The 20,046-nt window shown below is 70.0% G+C and carries 17 protein-coding genes and 2 pseudogenes; 7 read left to right on the top strand and 12 right to left on the bottom strand.

What is annotated here, in order from left to right; all coding sequences use genetic code 11:
* Positions 1-104: 104 nt before the first annotated feature.
* Together HNQ79_RS12875 and HNQ79_RS12870 are read right to left on the bottom strand one after the other, a co-directional pair.
* Positions 105-743: a maleylpyruvate isomerase N-terminal domain-containing protein gene (locus HNQ79_RS12875; protein ID WP_185030121.1), complete on the bottom strand. Its 639-nt coding sequence runs from the start codon at positions 741-743 to the stop codon at positions 105-107.
* Positions 740-1,624, bottom strand: a complete 885-nt coding sequence (locus HNQ79_RS12870; protein ID WP_185030120.1) for an NAD(P)-dependent oxidoreductase — start codon at positions 1,622-1,624, stop codon at positions 740-742. The genes HNQ79_RS12875 and HNQ79_RS12870 overlap by 4 nt, the downstream gene beginning before the upstream one ends.
* A gap of 148 nt (positions 1,625-1,772) precedes the next feature.
* On the opposite strand from HNQ79_RS12870, the gene HNQ79_RS12865 reads away from it, so the two are divergent.
* Positions 1,773-2,858, top strand: a complete 1,086-nt coding sequence (locus HNQ79_RS12865) for a GlxA family transcriptional regulator (protein WP_444545296.1) — start codon at positions 1,773-1,775, stop codon at positions 2,856-2,858.
* Between the two features lie 133 nt (positions 2,859-2,991).
* On the opposite strand, the gene HNQ79_RS12860 is transcribed toward HNQ79_RS12865, so the two are convergent.
* The 3 genes from HNQ79_RS12860 to HNQ79_RS12850 form a co-directional block, all read right to left on the bottom strand.
* Positions 2,992-3,129: a hypothetical protein gene (locus HNQ79_RS12860; protein WP_185030118.1), complete on the bottom strand. Its 138-nt coding sequence runs from the start codon at positions 3,127-3,129 to the stop codon at positions 2,992-2,994.
* Between the two features lie 354 nt (positions 3,130-3,483).
* A complete protein-coding gene (locus HNQ79_RS12855; RefSeq protein WP_229923412.1) occupies positions 3,484-4,218 on the bottom strand; it encodes a YqjF family protein in 735 nt (244 codons plus the stop codon).
* Positions 4,219-5,134: 916 nt separating this feature from the next.
* The gene (locus tag HNQ79_RS12850; protein WP_185030117.1) at positions 5,135-5,326 is read right to left on the bottom strand and encodes a DUF2795 domain-containing protein; all 192 of its coding nucleotides are present in this window, start codon (positions 5,324-5,326) and stop codon (positions 5,135-5,137) included.
* A 566-nt stretch (positions 5,327-5,892) separates the two neighbouring features.
* On the opposite strand from HNQ79_RS12850, the gene HNQ79_RS12845 reads away from it, so the two are divergent.
* The 3 genes from HNQ79_RS12845 to HNQ79_RS12835 all read left to right on the top strand — a co-directional run bounded on the left by HNQ79_RS12845 (position 5,893) and on the right by HNQ79_RS12835 (position 11,037).
* Entirely contained in the window at positions 5,893-7,677 is a 1,785-nt protein-coding gene (locus HNQ79_RS12845) for an N-acetylglutaminylglutamine amidotransferase (protein WP_185030116.1), read from the top strand.
* A complete protein-coding gene (locus tag HNQ79_RS12840; protein ID WP_185030113.1) occupies positions 7,650-9,845 on the top strand; it encodes a prolyl oligopeptidase family serine peptidase in 2,196 nt (731 codons plus the stop codon). The genes HNQ79_RS12845 and HNQ79_RS12840 overlap by 28 nt, the downstream gene beginning before the upstream one ends.
* 97 nt (positions 9,846-9,942) lie before the next feature.
* A complete protein-coding gene (locus HNQ79_RS12835) occupies positions 9,943-11,037 on the top strand; it encodes a carboxylate-amine ligase (protein WP_185030111.1) in 1,095 nt (364 codons plus the stop codon).
* Between the two features lie 117 nt (positions 11,038-11,154).
* Here HNQ79_RS12835 and HNQ79_RS12830 read toward each other — a convergent pair whose 3' ends face one another.
* A complete protein-coding gene (locus HNQ79_RS12830; protein WP_185030109.1) occupies positions 11,155-11,328 on the bottom strand; it encodes a hypothetical protein in 174 nt (57 codons plus the stop codon).
* A 262-nt stretch (positions 11,329-11,590) separates the two neighbouring features.
* On the opposite strand from HNQ79_RS12830, the pseudogene HNQ79_RS33710 reads away from it, so the two are divergent.
* The 3 genes and pseudogenes from HNQ79_RS33710 to HNQ79_RS12820 form a co-directional block, all read left to right on the top strand.
* Positions 11,591-11,864: pseudogene (locus HNQ79_RS33710) on the top strand (ISAzo13-like element transposase-related protein); the annotation flags it as partial.
* 30 nt (positions 11,865-11,894) lie between these two features.
* Positions 11,895-12,185, top strand: a complete 291-nt coding sequence (locus HNQ79_RS12825) for an SAM-dependent methyltransferase (RefSeq protein ID WP_229923431.1) — start codon at positions 11,895-11,897, stop codon at positions 12,183-12,185.
* Between the two features lie 77 nt (positions 12,186-12,262).
* A complete protein-coding gene (locus HNQ79_RS12820) occupies positions 12,263-13,624 on the top strand; it encodes a DUF2254 domain-containing protein (protein WP_260421603.1) in 1,362 nt (453 codons plus the stop codon).
* Between the two features lie 784 nt (positions 13,625-14,408).
* Here HNQ79_RS12820 and HNQ79_RS12815 read toward each other — a convergent pair.
* The 6 genes and pseudogenes from HNQ79_RS12815 to HNQ79_RS33705 all read right to left on the bottom strand — a co-directional run bounded on the left by HNQ79_RS12815 (position 14,409) and on the right by HNQ79_RS33705 (position 19,900).
* Complete coding sequence (locus HNQ79_RS12815; protein WP_229923411.1) at positions 14,409-15,665, bottom strand: PP2C family protein-serine/threonine phosphatase; 1,257 nt, start codon at positions 15,663-15,665, stop codon at positions 14,409-14,411.
* A 483-nt stretch (positions 15,666-16,148) separates the two neighbouring features.
* Entirely contained in the window at positions 16,149-17,324 is a 1,176-nt protein-coding gene (locus HNQ79_RS12810) for a zinc-dependent alcohol dehydrogenase (RefSeq protein WP_185030105.1), read from the bottom strand.
* Complete coding sequence (locus HNQ79_RS34505; protein ID WP_185030103.1) at positions 17,321-17,737, bottom strand: hypothetical protein; 417 nt, start codon at positions 17,735-17,737, stop codon at positions 17,321-17,323. Before HNQ79_RS34505 ends, HNQ79_RS12810 begins: the two co-directional genes overlap by 4 nt.
* 418 nt (positions 17,738-18,155) lie before the next feature.
* Positions 18,156-18,713: an SPW repeat domain-containing protein gene (locus HNQ79_RS12800; RefSeq protein ID WP_185030101.1), complete on the bottom strand. Its 558-nt coding sequence runs from the start codon at positions 18,711-18,713 to the stop codon at positions 18,156-18,158.
* A 140-nt stretch (positions 18,714-18,853) separates the two neighbouring features.
* A pseudogene (locus tag HNQ79_RS12795) lies at positions 18,854-19,461 on the bottom strand (PP2C family protein-serine/threonine phosphatase); the annotation flags it as partial.
* A 130-nt stretch (positions 19,462-19,591) separates the two neighbouring features.
* Positions 19,592-19,900: a hypothetical protein gene (locus tag HNQ79_RS33705; protein ID WP_229923410.1), complete on the bottom strand. Its 309-nt coding sequence runs from the start codon at positions 19,898-19,900 to the stop codon at positions 19,592-19,594.
* Between the last annotated feature and the right edge of the window lie 146 nt (positions 19,901-20,046).

Raw genomic sequence — 20,046 nt, 5'->3', positions numbered from 1 at the left:
GTCGTGTCCGTCTTCGACCGGCGCCAGGTCTGCTTCGCGTCTCCTGGCCCACGGAGAGCTAGCCGCCTGAACCATGGTGGCTCTGACCCTCAGGGTGCGGGCAGTCAGCGCACGCTTCCGTCCCACTGCCAGTCCGCACGCCGGGGCAGGCCGGGAAGCGGGATGCGGCCCGTGCACCACAGCAGAGTGTCGAACGGGCCGTGTCCGGAGGGAGCGTCGGGGTAGAGACGGTTGAGAACGGGGGTGCTGAGCTCGTCGGGCGGGGCCCAGGACAGGCTGAGTGCGCGGGTGATGTCGTAGGTGTGGACGGTCAGTTCGGTGATTCCCATGGCGGCGAAGCCGGCGGCGTCGGAGTGGCCCCAGGGGTGCCAGGCGCGTGCTTCGGGAGCCGTGTCGCGGACGGTGGACGTGAGGAGGGACGTGGCGATCCGGAGGCCGTCCAAGCAGTCGGGGACGGGGGCCTGGGGGTCGAGTGAGGCGAAGAGGGTGACGTAGCGGTCATCGGGGCGGGCGATGAGCAGGCCGGTGTAGCCGGTCAGGCCGAGGGCGAGGTGGTCGAGGGTCTGGCGGCAGGTCCAGTCGAGGGCGTGGGCGGGGCCTGACCAGTCCTGGTCGGCTCCCTGGAAGAGGGCGGCCAAGCAGTCGTCGGCGGCAAGGGCCAGAAGGTCCGTCCAGGGCGCGGTGGTAGCGGGAGCCGGCGGGTGCGGCGCGGGATGAGTGGTGGCTGTCGGTGTCACGGTCATTTGTCGCCCGCCCGATTCTTCAGGACCTCGATCACGCTCGCGTAGCTGTCGGAGCCGTGGCCCGCGGCCTTGGCCCGTTCCATGGCGGACTTCAGGAGTTCCGGCAGGGCGTTGTCGATGCCGCGGGCCGCGGCGGCGTGGATGAGATGGTCGATGGTCGCGATCTGCACGTCGACCGTGGCGTCGTCGCCCGGGTAGCGGCCAGCGTCCACTTGGGGCGCGTAGGTGGTCAGGAAACCGGTCACGGCGGTCAGCCAGCGGATCGCAACTGAGGTGAAGGCCGTGGCCGGTATCTTTTCCGCGCCGACCAGCGCGGTGCCGTGCAGCCAGCCGGTCATGGTGGACCACATCAGGCCGAGCAGGGCGACGTCGTAAAGGGCGGCCAGGCCCGGGTCGGTGCCTAGGTGCAGGGGGTCGCCCAGGGACCCCAGGGTCGGACGATGGGCTTCGAAGGTGGCGTGGGAGCCGCTGTACAGAAACATCATCTCGGGGCTGCCGACCCCCGGCGGGGTGGTCAAGATCGCGCCGTCGAGGTAGTCGGCGGCGTGCGACCGCGCCCAGGCGGCGGCCTCATTGGCCTGCTCAGGGGAACCGGAGGTGAGGTTGACCAGGACCTTGCCGGCGAGGGAGCCGGCGACGGGGTCAAGGACGGCGTGCAGCACCTCGTAGTCCAGTACGCAAGCGATGGTCACAGGGCTCGCCGCGATCGCCTCCTCGGGTGTCATGGCCAGTCGGGCACCCCGGTCGATCAGCGGTTGGGCCTTGTGCGCGGAGCGGTTCCACACGGTGGTCTCGTGGCCTCGCTCCAACAGTACGGTGGCCAGGGCTGAGCCCATCGAGCCCAGTCCGATGACGGTTACTGGCGGGTGATCAGAATGCATGTCACGACTCTCTGTTCGTCCGCCTGCGGCGGTTGGTCTCGTGAGGACCAAGATCGCAGCCCACGGAGGTCGGGAACAGTGACGCTGGTGACGGCAACCGCCAAATTCCTGCCGTACCCTTCGAGACATGAATCCTGGTTCCGTCGCCTTGGTCGTGACCGAGGACATCGGATTCCCCTCATGGGATCTTTACGAGTTGAGCATCCCCTGCACCGTCTTCGGGAAGCCGCAGCCCGACCTGGCCGACCCCTGGTACGACCTGCGGCTGTGCAGTACGGGCGAGCGTCAGCAGGACAGCTCTCCGACCGAGAGCGGGCTGTCCCTGCGGACCCGCTACGGACTCGATGACCTTGTCGGTGCCGACACGGTCATCGTGCCTTCGGTGCCCGACCCCTGTGTCGACGAGGGCAGGCCGCTTCCGCAGGAACTGATCACGGCGCTGCGCCACGCCTACGATGCAGGCGCCCGCATGGTCTCCCTGTGCACCGGCGCCTTCGCACTCGCCGAGGCGGGTCTGCTCGACGGACGACGCGCCACCGCCCACTGGATGCATACCGCTCAACTGGCCGAGCGCTACCCGAAGGTACAGGTCGACGACTCGGTGCTGTATGTGGACGACGGCGATGTGCTCACCAGCGCCGGGCTGACCGCCGGACTCGACCTCTGCCTCCACCTGGTCCGCCGTGACCTGGGCGCGCACGTCGCCAATCAGCTGGCCCGCCGGATGGTGGTGCCCGCCCACCGGCCCGGCGGCCAGGCGCAGTTCATCGACCTGTCGGTACCCACCACCGACGACGGGAGCCTGGGGCCCGTCCTGGACTGGGCCCGTACACACCTGGACCAACCCCTCACGGTCGAGGATCTGGCACAGCGCGCAGCGATGAGCCCGCGGACCCTCTACCGGCGACTCCAGGCGGCCACCGGGACCACCCCACTGCAATGGCTCCTCAACCAGCGCCTGGGACGGGCCCAAAGTCTGCTGGAATCGACGGACCTGCCCATCGAGAAGATCGGGGAACTGAGCGGCCTCGGCACGGCGAACAACCTCCGCCACCACTTCCTCAAACAGATCGGGGTGTCGCCAAGCAACTACCGACGGGCCTTCCCCCGGACCACGCCCTGGTCAGCCTCCTCCCCGCTGGAGAGCCAGCCGGGCGGAGAGGGCCGACAGCGGATGGACCGCGGCGCATCCGACCCCCCGGTGATGCCAAGGGCTACGGGGCCAAAAGATTGATGCCAGGGGTGCCTCTGCAGATCTCTGCGACGCAACTCCGAGCGCCCCCAGCCTGTTCACTCGGGTGCGGCTGGGGGGCTGTCGCCCCCGCCCGCGTCGCAGCCTCTCCGAATTGCCCGGAACGATGGCGAGCTCAAGTGGTCAGCTCACCACCGCTGCTCAGCAGGTCAGCGTAGACCTCTGCCGGAGTCCGGTAATCGTCATTCTTCCGTGGGCGGCGGTTGAGCTTGTGTGCGACGGCGTCCAGGTCGGCCCGGCTGAACGTACGCATGCCGGCGCCCCTGGGGAGGTGCTGCCCAGCAGTCGGTTGTTGTTCACATGCTGCCAGGGACAGCATCCTGCAGCCGACCTGCTCGAGGCGGCGACACCACGGTGACCAAGGTCGGCGTCGGACTCCGGCAAGGCATTTTGCTGTTGAGACGTGATCACGGCAGATCGTCCCGGGTCACTGCTTCGCCGCGCCAGGAGCCGTGGGTCCTGTCACGGAGTTGCTCCTCGGAGGCCTCCTGAGACGCCTCGGACGTTCCAGACGTCGCTCGTGTGCCGGAAGGCGGTGCTGCCGATCCAGCCGTCGAAGCGCACCCGCGGGCGTCGCGTGACGGCGCCGGGATCCCGGCGAGGGGGGTCAGGAAAGCTGGGCGCGCTCCGGAAAGCACGGCCTGGAGGGCCCGAGTCGCACATACCTGACTCCTTCCGAGAAGTGCACCAGAGGCTCACCGAGGGGGGCTTCCCGCAGGCCCGCCGCGGCGGTCAGCGTCTCTTCCAGTACGCAGATGTCGGCGTCGGCCAGCGGCCACGGCTCGTGCTCGACTGGCGTCTCCCACAGTATGCCGAGCCTGCGGGTGTACGCCCGCCAGCGCGAGGTCAGCCACACGTCCCGCTCCGTCGGCTCGATCGGGCCGCCAGGACGGACGACCAGGCGGTAGGAGGCGTCACCGATCCATCGGAAACCCGAGTACGAGACGGTGTCCCCCTCCGTGGACACGTGGAGGGTGCCCGGGTTGTACGGTGCGCCGACGACGCGGGCCGCCAGCATCGGAGGGAAGGCGACCTCCAGGGACAGGAACCAGAGCCCGTCCCGGCCGTCACGGTGCCGTACGTACGTGCGCAGATTCGTCTCCGCGAACGTCAGCACACCGGCGGCTAGCGAGGCGGGAACACAGGGTGGTCGCACGTCCGACATGACAAAGGGCGTGAGCCCTACCCACGCGGCCCCCTCGTACTCGTCCACGACCAGTCCCCCGGGCAGGAGCGCCTGGACCGCCTCCGGCCGGAACGGCCAGTGGACGAACGTCTGCGTCAGCCAGTCGGCCCGCAGCGCCGGCAGGCGCACCCGCTGCTCTGCTCCGTATGCCACCACGAGTGTCGGGTCGCCCGCGCACGATCGAAGGAAACCTACGAGGCACGGCACGGATGCAACAGAGTGTTTCGCGCTACGTCACTTCCGGCTCCGGCAGCCGCCGACCCGTTGCGGGCCACGACACCGTGGAACCGTCGCCCAACGACCAGCCGATCGCGGTGACCGTCGCCGCGGTCAACCCCTACATCAGCTCCCACAGCTACAGCGCAAGGTCGAACCACTTGCTCGTATCGAGGCGGAAGGTCCGTACGGCACCTTCCGCCTCGATATGGCCAAGCGCCCCGACCTGGCATCCACCCACGGCGCCCCGCACCCGCACCTCGTCAGTGCCCTCGGCTCCATCGGCCACCCTGGCCGACCGCGCCCGCCTGCGGGCGGCCAGGAACCTGGCCAGGATGGAGGAAGACCGGGCCGAGGGCACCGACGATGGAGATATCCCTGAGGGATCGTCAATACGAGTTCACCGAGTCCCCCAGCAGACAGGGCTTCGGAGGAGCCACGGCGCGCTCTTCCCCGCGTGCGCAGAACACCGCCCGCCGTCGGGCCCCTTGTCGCAGGCTTCGTCGTCACCTAGGAGCACACACCCCTGCGACCCCGAAACTTTGACACAGCATTACTCACGCATCGGCCAGAGACCAGAGAGCGGACGCAGCCGCGGGCTGCGGTCTTGGCTACCATCAGCGCCAGACCGCCGGTAATCAGCGGATGGTCGCCGGTGAGCAAACGACACGAAATGGTGCGGCGAACGTGGACTTTCGGGAGCCGCCGCGAGATACAAGTCGCACGCCGGGTCGCGCAGGCCGACAAGCGGTCAACCGGTGCCGCACGGCGCGTTCCAGCCATAGATCCCGCCTTCGGACATTACTTTCCGGTCCTGATGCGGTCCCGGCTTCGCCCCCACCTTTTCCCGGCCCCGTCAATCGTTGAAGACAGCCTTGCTGACGTCATTGGGCCCGTCGAAGCTGTCCTCTTCGAGGCTGTCCAGACGCTCCACCAGCGCTTGGTCCGCCTTGTTGGTGCGTGCGCAATCCACCAGTGCTTTCCGGTCGGCCGGGTAGTCCATGCCGCTGAGGGCCTTTTGCACGTCGACGGGGCTGAACTCGGCCATGGGGAGCCTCCTGAAGTGAGATCTATCGTCAACTCTGTCTATCCCTGATACGTGAGCCCGGCAAGACGAGTCATCCATCGGAGCGAGGCCCGGTCGCCGACGGAAAAGGACCCCTTCCGTCGCTACTGCGCTGTGTGACCGGGCCGCGGTGTCCGGCGGCGCGGCTCGGTCGCCCCGACCTGATCGAACGCGCGACGGAGGCCGCCGACCTGCTCGTACGCGTGCTCCGGGAAGTCGTCCCTCGCCGCACGTGCCGGCGCGCCGTGCCCTCGTCCGCCACCACCGAAGAGGAGCAGCGGGCGGGCAGCCTTGCGCCTGGCGCGTCTGCGGACACCGAGCCTCGCCGCCTCCCGCGCCTCGACAGCGACCAACTCGCCGGCGCGGCCAGAGGGTCGCCAACGTGGCGGCAGTTCGGGCGCGGCACGCGCACAGGGGGGACCATAGGGGTTGTATATGACCCCCGTGTTCCCCGGGACTGCTTTGCGATCAGCGGGGTACTCCGTGCAGCAGAGTGTGGTCGGGGCCCGTGGCGGGTGGGACCCGATGGAAGGGCAAGGGAGGTACGAATGTGCGGTCTGAGCGGTGAGATCCGCTTCGACGGCCGACGGCCGGATGTGGCCGCCGTGGAGCGCATGACGGACCGCATGGCGGCCCGCGGGCCCGACGGTCGGGGCATCTGGTCGCAGGGGCGGGTGGCGCTTGGCCATCGGCGGCTGAAGATCATTGACCTGTCCGAGCGGGGGGCGCAGCCCATGGTGGACAACGAGGCCCGGCTGACCTGCGTCTTCAACGGCTGCGTGTACAACTACCGGGAGCTGCGGGAAGAGCTGCAGACGTGCGGGCACCGGTTCTTCTCCACCTCTGACACCGAAGTGGTACTGAAGGCGTACCAGCAATGGGGCACGGACTGCGTCGACCACTTCATGGGGATGTTCGCGTTCGCCCTCGTGGAGAACGACACCGGACGCGTGGTCCTCGCCCGCGACCGGCTCGGCATCAAACCGCTGTATCTGGCGCACGGGCCGGGGCGGCTGCGGTTCGCCTCCACCCTGCCCGCCCTGCTCGCGGGCGGCGGCGTCGACACGTCGCTGGACCCCGTCGCACTGCACCAGTACCTGAGCTGGCACGCCACCGTGGCCGCCCCGCGCACCGTGCTCAACGGGGTGCGCAAACTGCCGCCCGCCACGGTGCGCGTGATCGAGCCGGACGGGTCCTGCCGTGACCGGTGTTACTGGCAGCCGTCGTACAGCCGGCGGGCGGAGTACGCGGGCATGGACGCGGAGGACTGGCGTGACGCGGTGCTGGATTCCCTGCGGACCGCAGTGCGCCGCCGTATGATCGCCGACGTGCCGGTCGGTGTGCTGCTCTCGGGCGGCCTCGACTCGTCCCTGATCGTCTCACTGCTGGCCGAGGAGGGCCAGAGGAACCTCGCGACGTTCAGTGTGGGGTTCGAGTCGGAGGGCGGCGAGGAGGGCGACGAGTTCGCGTACTCGGACCTGATGGCCCGGCGCCACGGGACCGACCATCACCGGTTGCTGGTGCCCTCGGACCGGCTGCCGACCGCCCTGGACGGGGCAGTGGCCGCCATGAGCGAGCCGATGATCAGTCATGACGTGGTCGCGTTCCATCTGCTGTCGGAGCAGGTCTCCAAGGAACTGAGCGTCGTCCAGAGCGGCCAGGGCGCCGATGAGGTCTTCGCCGGCTACCGCTGGTATCCGGAGATGGCCGCTGCCGAGCGCGAGCGGGAACCGGAGACGTATGCGGAGGTGTACTTCGACCGGCCGCACTCCGATGTCGCCCGCGTTCTCCAGCCGCATCTGCTCACCGGCCACGACGAGTCCGGCCGGTTCGTCCGCGAGCACATGGCCTCGCCCGGGGCCGAGACAGCGCTCGATGCCGCGCTTCGGCTCGACACGCACGTCATGCTCGTCGACGACCCGGTCAAACGCGTGGACAACATGACCATGGACTGGGGCCTGGAGGCCCGCACCCCCTTCCTGGACCACGAGCTGGTCGAGCTGGCCGCGGCCTGCCCGCCGGAACTGAAGCTGGCGCAGGACGGCAAGGGCGTTCTGAAGGACGTGGGCCGCAAGGTACTGCCCCGCGAGATCGTCGACCGGCCCAAGGGGTACTTCCCGGTGCCGGCGATCCGCCACATGGCGGGTCCCGTCCTCGAGCGGGTGCGTTCGGCACTAGCCGCCCCGGAAGCCCGGGCACGCGGCGTCTTCCGTGAGGAGTATCTCGCCGAACTCCTCGCCGCCCCCGACGACCATCGCACGAAGCGCGGGGCGAACGCCCTGTGGCACGTAGCGTTGCTGGAGATATGGCTGCAGACACACGGGATCGACTGACCGTACTCACGTCGGCGGCGCCCGTGCCGGTGCCGCTGGCCGACGCGGCCGGGCTGCGGGACACGCCCCAGCCGCTGGTTCCGCACGGCTGCTGGTACCCGTCCGCCGACCCCACGGGCGAGTACGTGGCGTTCATCTGCGACCGCTCAGGCGTCCCCCAGCTGTGGAAGGGACCCGTGAACGGCACGGAGATCCACCTGCTCGACGCGGATCCCGACCCGGTCACGGAGGTCGCCTGGTCCCCCGACGGGCGGTGGATCGCCTATACGGTGGCTCCGGGGGGCGGCGAGCACACACGGGTGCTGTGCGTACGCCCCGACGGCACCGACCGCCGGATACTGGCGGGTGCGGACGTGGGCAGCTCGGCGTATCTGGGCTGCTGGGCGCGCGACGGTTCGGCCGTGGCGGTGACAGTGGCCGAACCGCCGGCGTCGGTCGGCCGCGGCACTCATCGGGGCGCACCGTACGCGCCGGACCGCGGAGCGGTCCTCGCACAGCTGCCCGCGGGCTGGGCGGAACGCGACGGTCCGGCCACGCTGCTCGGCGAGCTGGGCGAAGCGGGCGAGTTGGGCAGTCCGAGGAACAGGCAGACCCCGGTAGGCGGGCCGGTCGGGCCCGGCGACGGGCTCACCCTGGTGGGCGGGCCGGGAGGGGAGTGGGACGGGCGCGCGGCGACGGGCGGCCCGGAGGCGACGCGGGACCGGCTCGGGGCGTACCTCGTCGATCCGGAGGGGACGCGGGCGCCGGTGCTCGTCGCCGCGGAGGCCGGGGCTGCGACGCTGCGGGTGTGCGACCTCAGCGAGGACGGGCGGTTCGCCCTGGTGCGTCGAGGGCCCCGGGGCCGACGGGAGGCCGTGGTGAGCCGCATCGCCGACCTTGGGACGGGGTGCGTTTTTCGGGTCGCCGATGGTGATCCGTGGATCGGCCGGTTCTCACCCGACCACCGCACGTTGTGGCTGCGCAGCGACCACGAGCGTGAGTTCGCCGCCCTGCTGGCGGTCCGGCTGGACACCGACGGCGAGCGTCTCGGCGCGTCCGTGGAGATCGAGCGCGAGGGCAGCGACCTGGAACTCCTCGCCTTCTCCGACGACGGGCGCACGGCCGCGGTCGCCTGGAACGCACGCGGCGCCAGTGAGCTGCAGACGCTGAGCCTCCCGGCGCGCCGGGCCGGGATCAGCGGTGCGGTCATCGCGACCGCCGTGCCCCGGGACGTACCACTGCCGCACGAGGTGGTCACACGGATCTCCCGGACCGGGCCGGGCGGGATGGTGCTGGCCCTGTCCGGTTCGCAGCGTCGGCCGGGAGTGTGGTGGGCGCCCCCGGAGGCGCCGTCGGTGCGCACGCCGTGGTCGTCCCGGGACGAGGACGCCGTACCGGCGGGCAGGCCGCCCGTGCGGCCCGTTCCGCTGCGGCCGATTGCCCGGGACGGACTGCCACTCGGCGGCTGGTACTACCGTGCGCCCGGCCGCACCGCCGGCCGGCCGGCGCCGTGCGTGATCCATCTGCACGGCGGTCCCGAAGAACAGGAGCGGCCCGTGTTCGACCCGCTCTACCATGAACTGCTGGGCCGGGGCGTGGACGTCTTCGCACCCGACGTCCGCGGCTCGTCCGGATGGGGCCGGTCGTTCGTGGACGCCGACCTCGGCGGGGGGCGGTTCGCCGCCATCGACGATGTCGCCGACTGCGCGGCACACGTGGTCCTCACCGGCCGCGCCGACCCGACACGGCTCGCCGTGATGGGGCGCTCCTACGGCGGCTACCTGACGCTGGCGTCCCTCGTGTGGCACCCGGAACTGTTCCGTACGGGCGTCGCGGTGTGCGGGATGTCCGACCTCGGGACGTTCTTCGCGGGAACCGAGCCGTGGATCGCAGAGTCCGCGGCACACAAGTACGGCCATCCGGAGCACGACCGGGAGCTGCTGCGCTCGCTCTCCCCGATGAGCCGCATCGACGAACTGCGTGTCCCTCTTCTCGCGGTGCACGGCGAACACGACACCAACGTTCCGCTGAGCGAGTCCACGCAGGTGGTGCATGCCGCGCAGGAACGCGGACTGGCGGCCGAACTGCTGACGCTCCACGACGAGGGCCACGAGTTCCGCCGGGCCGACAACCGGCGGCTGTTCCGCCGCACCGCGGCCGACTGGGTGGAGCGTCACCTGAGCGGTTGAGCGGATCAGCCGCCGGGGCGCTCCCGACGGCGAGGGCTCGCGGAGCGATCTCCGTCATACCGATTCATTCCACCCCTTCGCGGGTATTCGGTACGCCATGATCACCATTGGGGTCGAGGAAGAGTACTTGCTGCTCGATCCGGACACGTGCCTGCCGGTGCCGCTCAGTGACCAGGTGCGGGCGGCGGCCGGGCTCGGACCGGTCGTCGAGGATGCCGAGGTCCAGCCGGAGCTGCTGCAGGCGCAGGTGGAGATTGCCACGCCGGTCTGCACCGGCCTGGACGAGGTGGGCGGCCACCTGCTGCGGCTGCGGCACGCGCTCGGCGCGGCGGCGGAGCTCAATGGCTGCCGGATCGCCGCGTGCGCGGCGGCTCCGTACCGTGCAGTGGCACCCGTTCCGGTGACTCCCAGCGCCCGTTACCTAGCGCTGCACTCCCAGGCCCCGCAGCTCGTGGACGAGCAACTCATCAACGGGATGCACGTGCACGCGGCCGTGCCGGACCAGGAGATGGGCGTCGCCGTGCTGAACCGTATCGGCGTCTGGCTACCGGTCCTGGTGGCGATGTCCGCGAACTCGCCTCTGTGGGACGGCAACGACACCGGCTTCGCGAGCTGGCGCACAGTGGTCTTCGACCGCTGGCCGGTCAGCGGCCCGCCGCCCCGCTTCGCCTCGCTCGTCGACCACGAAGAAAGGGTTCGCTCCCTGCTGGACGCCGGCGTCGTCACCGACACCGGCCAGCTGTACTGGCAGGCCCGTCTCTCCGACCGCTACCCCACGGTCGAGGTGCGCTGCGCCGATGTGCAATTGCGCGCCGACTCCGCGGTCATGTTCGCCGGGATTGTACGGGCACTGGTCGCCTCGTCGATGCGGGACGAGAAGGCGGGCGCCCCGCTCCCGGGCTTCACGCCGGAGATGGCGCAGGCTGCCAACTGGCATGCCGCCCGGCACGGGCTGAGCGGCACGCTGCTTGATCCGGCCGGACAGCCGCGACGGGCCGGGGACGTGCTGTGCATGCTGCTCGACCACCTCACGCCGGCTCTGGACGAGGCGGGGGACACGCGCCAGGTGACCGCGCTGATGCATCGGCTGCTTCGGGAGGGCACCTCGGCGGACCGGCAGCGCCGCGCCCTCCGCCAGGGCGGTCGGCGGGCCCTCGTGGAGCTGATCACCACGGAGACGACCGCCACCTGAACCCGGCTTGCGGCCCACCATCCGGCCTGTCCGTACAGAAAGCCGCCCTCTCCGTACGAAAGTCCTGGCCACTCGGGGCAGGCCGACACCGCGCAGCACGGGCTGGCTGTTGGCCCCTCACCCCCTCAGCGCCTCGTTGACGGCCGCACCCTGCTTGCGCTGGAAGACGTCGGCCACCGCCTCGTCGCACATCGGGTCGGCAACCCGGGTCAGCTGCTCCGAGTACGCCTTCTTCTGCGGGTCGACCAGGCCGGCCGAAGCGCCAGTGGCCGTGGGCTGCTCCGCAGGCACTGCCCGGACGCAGAAAACCCGTGGGAGCCAAAAAGAACACGGCGCCGACTGCCGCGGTAGCATCGAGGGCATGACGGCGGGTCAGATGATCGCTCAGGGGCCTCATCTCAGTGATCACTGCCATTGATCGGTCGGCGGATCGCCCGAGCTCCCTGGTACTCCGCCAGAGTTTCGCTGTATGGCCTGGTCAGGGGTGCCGTCGGGAGTGTGATTGGCTGTTGGCGTGTCAGGGGTGGTCTTGGCGGACCGCCCCTCCAACGAGACGGAGGGCATCAGTCATCCGGACCGCGATGCCCAGTCACCCACGCGAACATCACCGCCGCAGCCTTTCTCAAGGACGCCCAGCCAACAGCGTCGATAGCAAGGCCAAGGAATGGCTCGGCAACCGCGACCGCCCCGGCCGCACCTGACGGCCGGGCAAGGACGCGGTCAAGGTGGGCTGCCACACGTTCACCACCACCGATCAGCCGATGGCGATCCCCTACGGGATCCACGACATCGCCAACAACACCGTATGGGTCAACGTCGGCACCAACCGCCAACTGCGTCCCACGCCCTGGCCCCTGATGCGCCGCCCCGTCCGCCGTCTTCGCCCGGGCAGCTACCTCTCGCTGAGTCACTCCACCGCCTCGGACGCGGAGCTCCGCCGAGTTCAGGACGAATGCAACAACAGCGGGGGCGCTTCTCCTACGTCTTCCGCGAGCCCTAGATCACGCGGGCCCTTCTTCCACGGTCTTGGGCTGGTTGCTCCGGGCATGGTGTCGTGGCCCAACTGCTCGCGTGCCGCGAGCGCGCACAGCCGTGCTGCGATGCGAGAAGTCCCTGAGGCCGGATTACGGGAGACGGCTCTGCGGTAAGGGGCACAGGGGTGAAGGGCGCTACTCGTGCCGCGTCACGGTCCTGCGACGAAGCGGTGGCGTTGTATTGCTGGAGGATGGTGACACTGCCGGGCAGTCGTGCTCCTCGCGCCGAGGGATCCAGGGGGCCTTTGTGGCTGTGGCCCACCGTGGGCGCGGTGGCCGCGTTCGCCGCCGCGCTGCTGCTGGCGCGCGTCCGGCCCGCGCCGGGAAGCATCGGAGCGGCTTTGTGGCCGGGCGATGTGGCTTCCGCCGCCACAGCCCTGCAGGCCGTCGCCACCACCTCGGTGACCGTCACCACCCTCACCTTCAGCCTCACAGTGGTGACGCTGCAACTGGCCTCCCAGCAGTTCTCCCCGCGGCTCCTGCGCCGTTACGCCCGTGACAGCGCCACGAAAACGGTGCTCACCGTGCTGACGTCCACCTTCGTCTTCACCATCACCACGCTGTCGTTCCTCGACACGAAGAACCGGGTTCCTACCCCGGCGCTCCTCATCGCCATGGTCCTGGGTGTCGCATCGATGGCCGCGGTGCTGGCCTTTCTCACGCACATCGTGCGCGAGGTGCGCGTGGATTCCATGATGCAGGCCGTTCATGACGAGACAGCCACCGCGATCGGCATGTTCTACCCCGATGGCGACGATCCCCGCCCCCGTTCACCCGACGAGCTGGAACTCGATGAAGCGGCCGGGACGACGGTGTACGCGACGGGCAGCGGGTTCGTGCGGCTGGTCGACGTGCCCGCTCTCGTGGAGTGCGCCCGGCGCCGCAGCGCACTGGTGCGCCTGAACGCACGGCCCGGCGACCTGGTGGTCGCCCGTAGCCCGCTGGCCACCGTCTGGACGACTGCACATGGAGCGGAGTCTTTGGAGCCCGAGCCGGATGTGCCGGCCGCGGCAATCAATGCGGCCGTCACGCTCGGGTACGAGCGGACCCTCGACCAGGACGCGGCGTTCGGCTTCCGTCAACTGCAGGACATCGCTGTCAAGGCCATGTCACCGGGTATCAACGACCCGGTCACCGCCGCCACCGCCGTGGGACACATGGCCGACCTCCTGGTGCGGCTCGCCGGCCGCCGACTCGGTCCCACCGTGCATCTGGATCACGACGGTGAGCCGCGTGCCATCGTGCCCGACCGGGACATGCGCTACTACCTCGATCTGGCCTGCGACCAGCTCAAACGCTTCGCCGCCGAGGAGCCCACTGTCCTCGCCGCCCTCTTGCGGATGCTCCGGGACCTGGCGGTCGTCGTACACGACCGCGAGCACGCGGGTGAAGTACACCGCGCGGCCGACGCCGTGCAGGCCGCCCTGTCCCCCACCGTGTCGCAGGCCGATGCGGAACAGGTGCACGACCTGCACCGTAGAGTCCGTATCGCCCTGGCGGGCGACTGCACGCGGGCGTATGCGGACCGCAGCGGTGAGACCCGCTCCGTATGACAGCCGTCCGTTCTCCTGCGCCGGGCGGGGGGTCGGCGCAACTGCCCTCCGGGCTGCTGATGAGGACCGGGGCCGACCAACCCCGGCATCGGCCAGGCCCTCTTCGGTGCGGACACGGGCGGCATCTTCGGCTACTCGCACGCCATGGGCGGGCTGCGTGGCAGCCATGCGGAGTACGTGCGTGTCCCGTTCGCGGACTACGGCGCGTTCACCGTCCCGGACGGCGTCGACGACATGAGCGCACTGTTCGTGTCGGACTCGGTGCCGACCGGCTGGATGGGGGCGGACCTGGGCGGGGTGCAGCCCGGTGACGTGGTCGCCGGGCTGTCAAGTCGGGGAGGTGCTCGCTGGGAAGGCGGGGACCCCGGGACGGTGACGGAACTGATATCGGTCTGGAGGCCGGCGGGGGCCGAACTGCAGGCCGGGATCGATGGCGTGGCGGCAACCAGACGCGGCGAGGATGCCCTCACGGGAATCGCCGCGTGGTCGCTCGCCCACGGCCGGCAGGGCGGAGGTGCAGGACGGCGTTCACGTCTTGGGTGCGGACGAGCGCCTTCCCGTTGTGGTCGGGGGGTCGAAGCAGGTGCAGAAGTCGGCGAGGGCCTCGGACCATGGCGGCAGACCGCCACCCCAGTGACACAGCACCGTCCTCTGCCTCGCGTCGCTGACGAGCCGGTGAGCACGGAGCTACTGCAATCCCGCCACACCCGAGGCACGGGGCTACGCGGTCCGGCCACAGCTGAGCCGTCCTCGCCGCCGTCGGCCGCGCCCGGCCCGTTCTCCGCTAGCTCGGTTCGCGCTTGCGGATGTTCGGAGCGATGCCCTCGCACCGGACGGGTTCTGCCACCGCCGCGCCGCCGTGCCACTCGCACAGCAGGACGGTGGCATCGTCATTGAGGTGACCGTCGTGATGATCAAGTACGGCGCGTACGAGCCGGCGCAGGGTTTCGGGGGCGGCCAGCCCGTCGGCCTGGTGGCGGATGACGAAGTCGACGAAGCGGTCGCGGCCGAACTCGTGCCCCGTGGCATCGCGCGCTTCGACGACGCCGTCGGTGTAAAGCAGCAGCTGGTCGCCGGGCTCCAGCTGTTCCCGGCACAGCGTCACAGGAAGGCCCAGGCCGGTTCCTACGGGGTGAGTGGGGGTGCAGTCCAGATGGGCGGTCCAGCGTCGGCCGCGGATGAGGACCGGCGGGTGGTGCCCGCAATTGATCCAGGTCAGCACACCGGTGACCAGGTCAAGGTCGGCGAGTACGGCGGTTGCGTAGCGGGACTGCGCGAACTGCTCGATCAAGGTGGCTTCGATGGCCTCGCGCGCTTCGGCCAGGCTGTTGCCCTGGCGTCGCTGGCTGCGGCAGGTGGCCATGGCCAGGTTTGCGGTCAGCCCGGCGGCGGTGTCGTGCCCCATGGCGTCGAAGACTGCCAGGTGGGCGGTGTCGCCGGCCAGGGCGTAGTCGAAGGCGTCGCCTGCGGTGGTATAGGCGGGTTCCATCGCCGCGGCGATGGTCACCCGCTTGTTGGCGAACGTCCGCGGCGGCATCAGCGTCCACTGCATCTCCGCGGAGACCGACATCGGGCTGACACGGGTGAGACGGGCATGGGAGTCGCTGTGATGACGTTTGGAGACCAGCAACAGACCTACTAGCGACGCCAAACCCTCCATGGTCGCCCGTGTGTGCTCGTCCGGCTCGGTGTCGGTTGCGACGCGAAGCACGCCGAGGCGTTCGGTGCCGTCCAGCACCGGGAGCCAGTGCTGCATCAGGCCGCCGACAGGTGCCGAGTGCGGCCTCCCGTCCCGAAAGGCCCGGCCTGCCAGCGTGGCGTCGATTCGCAGCTCCTGCCCGCCGTCCCCCGCGTCCAGACCCTGCCCGGTCGTTTCACGCAACACCAGCTCCTGCACGTCTGCGACGTAGATACGCGCCTCGCGCAGCCCGGCGTCGTCGGCGTGCCGGTCCACCAGGGCGGGCAGCTCCTCGAAGGCGGCAAGGTGACTCCCGCGCAGCAAGGCGTGGAGCATGCGGGCGGTGTGCTCAAGCGAAGACATGGTAGTCAACCTGTCAGGCGGGGGGCGACCCGCCATGCGCCCTCCGACCCCACCGCCCCGAAGGGCCCTTAGGGAGTCGGCGGACGCACGGAGGAGCCCGCGATGGACGTCACTGGCACGATTGTCCCCGGCGCACACCTTTACACCCGTCCGACGTGCACCGGTGGGTACAGGAAGTGCCGCCGGGTCCGACGCCTTCAGGCCGAGGCGGCCGAGCGCGTTCCACCACTCGTCACCCCCGTCGCATGACGACCCAGCAGCGGTTTCCGGCACCGAACTCGCCGGGCTCGCGTCGCGTCCTGGGCCGCCCTCGCCGACGCAGCGCTCATGGCGCACGGGGAGGACTACGCCAGGGCTGCCGGAGATCATGCCCTTGTGACTCCGCCCCGAGGAGATTTCGCGGCGGAGGCCGACCTTCATGGCGTGCGTCGGGAAAAGAGGCGGGAAGACGCCACCTTTCCGCTCTCCCGCCGGTCCTATGCCTCAGAGTCCGGGGCGGATGACCGCGCGTACGCAGCCGTCGGACTTGTGCTTGAACATGTCGTACGCGGTGGGCGCCTCGTCAAGGGAGACGCTGTGCGTCGCCAAATGGGCCGTGTTCAGCTCGCCGGCGGCGACGCGCTCCAGCAGCATCGGGATGTAGCGCTGGCCGTGCACCTGGGCGCCCCGCAGGGTCAGCCCCTTGTTGATCACCGCACCGAGGGGGAACTTGTCGACGGCGCCGGCGAACACGCCGAGGACGAAGACGGTGCCGCCCTTGCGGCAGGCGTGGATTGCCTGCCGGACTGCGGTGGGGCGGTCCGTCTGGAGCCGCAGCTGCTGTTTGACCTGGTCGTAGAGGTGCATCGGGCCGTCGCTGTGCGCCTCCATGCCAACCGCTTCGATGCACACGTCCGGGCCGCGACCGCCGGTGCGCTCCCGCAGTTCGGCCCCCACGTCGGTGGCCGTGTAGTCGATCACCTCGCTGCCGACGAACCGCCGGGTCATCTCCAGCCGTTCGGGGATCCGGTCGATGGAGATGACCCGCTCCGCGCCGAGCAGGATCGCGGCGCGGGCCGCCATCTGTCCCACGGCGCCGCACCCCCACACGGCGACCACGTCACCGGGCTGCACCCCGCCCAGGTCGGCGCCCATCCAGCCGGTCGGCACCGAGTCGGAAACGAACAGTGCGCTCGTGTCGTCGACGCCGTCGGGGACGGTGAACGCGCCGTAGTCGGCGAACGGGACGCGTACGTACTCGGCGTGGCTGCCGCGCAGCCCGCCCATGGCGTGCGAGTAGCCGAAGATGCCGCCCGTGTCCGCACCGAAAAGGGCCTGGCCGATGCCGGGGTTGGTATTGGTGTTGTCGCACAAGGACCACAGGTCGTTGGTGCAGTACCAGCAGCGGCCGCAGCCGACGAACGAGCAGACGACCACCCGGTCGCCCACGGCGTGTCGCCGGACCGCGGACCCGACCTCGACGACCTCACCCACGAACTCATGGCCGATGACGTCGCCCGCCCGCATGAACGGGATGTACCCGCCGATGAGATGGAGGTCGGAACCGCAGGTGGTACCTGCGACAAGGCGGACGATCACGTCCTGGTCGTTGCGCAGCACCGGATCGGGCACCTGCTCGACGGACAGCTTGTTCACGCCTTCCCAGCACAGCGCCTTCACAGCACTCCCTCCCCGTCGGCACGCCGACTCATCAGACCGATCAGCTTTCCGCCCGGAGTGCTGCGTGTGGTGGACGGTGCGTCGGCCCGCATGATCTCGCCTGTCTCCAGCAACGACTTGGCCTCTCGCAGCGCGAGGCGCAGTCCCTGCCGAGGATCGTCGCCGGTGATCCGGGCACCGACCGAAGCGGACTGTGCGGGCGGTGGCTGCCGGAAACGGACGGCGATCTCGGTGCCGCGGTCGCCGGGAGCGGGGCTGAGCCGCGTCTCGATGCGGTCGCCGTAGTCCTGAAGAGGCGTCGGCAGTTTGTCGGGCTGGAGGTCGCCGGGACCGCGCTGGACGGTCACCACCAACCAGCGGTGCACGTCGTCGGGTTCGGCACCCCGGGCGGCCATGGTACGAAGGACGAACACTGCCGCGGTGAATCCCGCGGCGGTGGCGAACAATTTCTTTGTGGGTGGCACAGCCATCACTTCCCAGGTTCGGCGGTGCGGCGACGGGTCGCCGTGGCCCCGGTGCAGTAGTCCTGATGCCGGAGCGGATGCGGCCGGTCGTCGATGGTGTTCCGGCGCGGGGCGGATCCGCCGGCCGTACGGCCACCGAGTGGTCGCGTGCCGGGCGGGACCGTCCGCGCTGGTGCGCCCCGAGTACCCCGCAGATCTCGACGATATCGCCAGAAACGAGAGAGCTGCGACCGGGATCCGGCCCCGTGACGGCTCGTGTCGACGGTCACGGTGCCCCGGGTGAACCACTGGGTGCGGGGCACGCTCGTTGCGTGGAGGCAGCCACCCTGGCGGTGTGGGCACGGTGGGCAAGCGCGCCACCTCCTCGCTAGCTGTGCGGCGGGATGCCACCCGGTCGGCGGGCCGCACCGCGCCTGCCACGCTCCAGCGACACCTGCCGCATGAGGAGTGAGACACCGGCGAGCACGACCAGTACCACTCCCACCGCGACGTCGATCACCTGTGCACCGTCGAAGACTTCGGTGTTCTGCCCACTGAGCACCCAGGGCGCGGCGATCATCCAGCCTCCCGCGACCAGTACGACCACGTCGGGCCACTTCCCGGGACGGCGGGTGAACCGGTAGATGGCGGTCAGCAGCACCACCAGTCCTACGCCGAGCTCATTGCGGTGAGCGTCCTTGGCCGTGTCCGGGAATCCGGCGATCCAGGGAGCGACGAAGAGCACGACCGCGCTGACGGCCATGAGCAGACCGATGATCTGCTGCCTCTGCGCCTCCAGAAGCGGCTGGCGGGACGTACCCGGCTCCGGCAGGTCCGCATTCGGATCGGACCGTCCTGTGTCCTGTTCGGACTGGTTCGCACGCGGCTCCGCACGGAGGGCGTCGGGTCCGTTACGGGTGGTGCGCGGTTCCTTGGCGGCGGTCATGTCGTCTCCTCTCGTCCCGCACCGGTCAGCGCGGATTCCAAGGTCCGTGTACCGCTTCTCCGCCGCGCCAACCGCATGGCCTTCCGGTGCGCGGCGGGCGGCCCACGGAAGAGGGATGGGGCTTGTGCCTCCCAGTATCCAACGAGGCGGCGCAACGTTTCGGGTACGGGCAGGCCGTCGGCGTGGTGGCGGATGAGAAAGTCGATGAACCTCTTCAGGCCGAATATCCCGTTGCCCCGGCCCCGGGCTTCGGTGATCCCGTCGGTGTAGAACACGATCCTGTCGACGGGCTCCAACTGCTCACGGCACAGGGTTGTCTTCAGTCCCAGGCCGGTGCCCATGGGGTGGGCCGGGGGGCACCGCAGTTCACTGACCCAGCGCCCCCCACGGATGATCACCGGAGGGTGGTGGCCGCGGTTGATCCAGGTGAACACACCGGTGCTGGTGTCGAGGTCGGCGACGATCCCGGTCGTGCAGCGGGTCGGCCCGTACTGCTCGATCAAGGCCTGCTCGACCGCTCGGTGATCTCCACCAGGTCCGCATCCTGCCGACGGGAGTTGCGGCAGGTGGCCATGGCAAGGTTCGCGGTCAGTCCGGCAGCGGTGTCGTGCCCCGTCGCGTCGAAGATCGACAGGTGCACGACCGGACCGGCCATCGCATGGTCGAACGCGTCCCCGCTGACGCGGTGAACAGGCTCCATCGCGGCAGAGATCACCACCCGATTACCGCACGGCCCGGAGGGCGCGAGGCGTCACCGAATGGCCCCACCGCGTGAAGGTTCCGCTGCACCCCATTGGTTGAAGGCCTCTGAGCCGTGGGGGCTCGGCGACGAGCCGACCGGGCCGTTCACGGCCCTCGGCCGACCCGCCCTCGCGTGTTCACGGACGAGGATTGACGCGCTGCCACTGTGGACGTGCATCGCCGCCTCTGCGGCCCGCCACCGAGCCGCAGCGGGGACACTGGCGCTGTACCCGGTCCGCCGCACCCCCTGACTCCGGGAAGGTGTCGAGCCACGTGATGTGCGGGAAGCGCGAGAGTTGCGAGCGGCTGAGGGACAGCCCGCAAACCGTCTGATTGAGTCCCGGCTCCCAGGCGTGGACCTCGCCCGCGGGAAGACGACGGCGGCCTTCCTCCTCGTCCGTCCAGGACCCGGAGGCTGCGACGGCGTACTGCTTGACTCGTGCCACAGCGTCCTCACTTCCCGCTCAGCCGACCACAGTGCGACCACGCCACGGCGGGGGATCGGGCATCGAGCCTGGCAGAGTGCACCTGATCAGGAAACTCACGGTAGTCGTCCCAGCCTTCCGTCACATGTTGGACTCGCTCGTCGGGG

Source organism: Streptomyces candidus, from assembly GCF_014207445.1.
Lineage (GTDB): Bacteria > Actinomycetota > Actinomycetes > Streptomycetales > Streptomycetaceae > Streptomyces > Streptomyces candidus.
The sequence above is the reverse complement of the archived record's forward strand: the minus strand, read 5'-3'. Positions and strand labels throughout refer to the sequence as shown.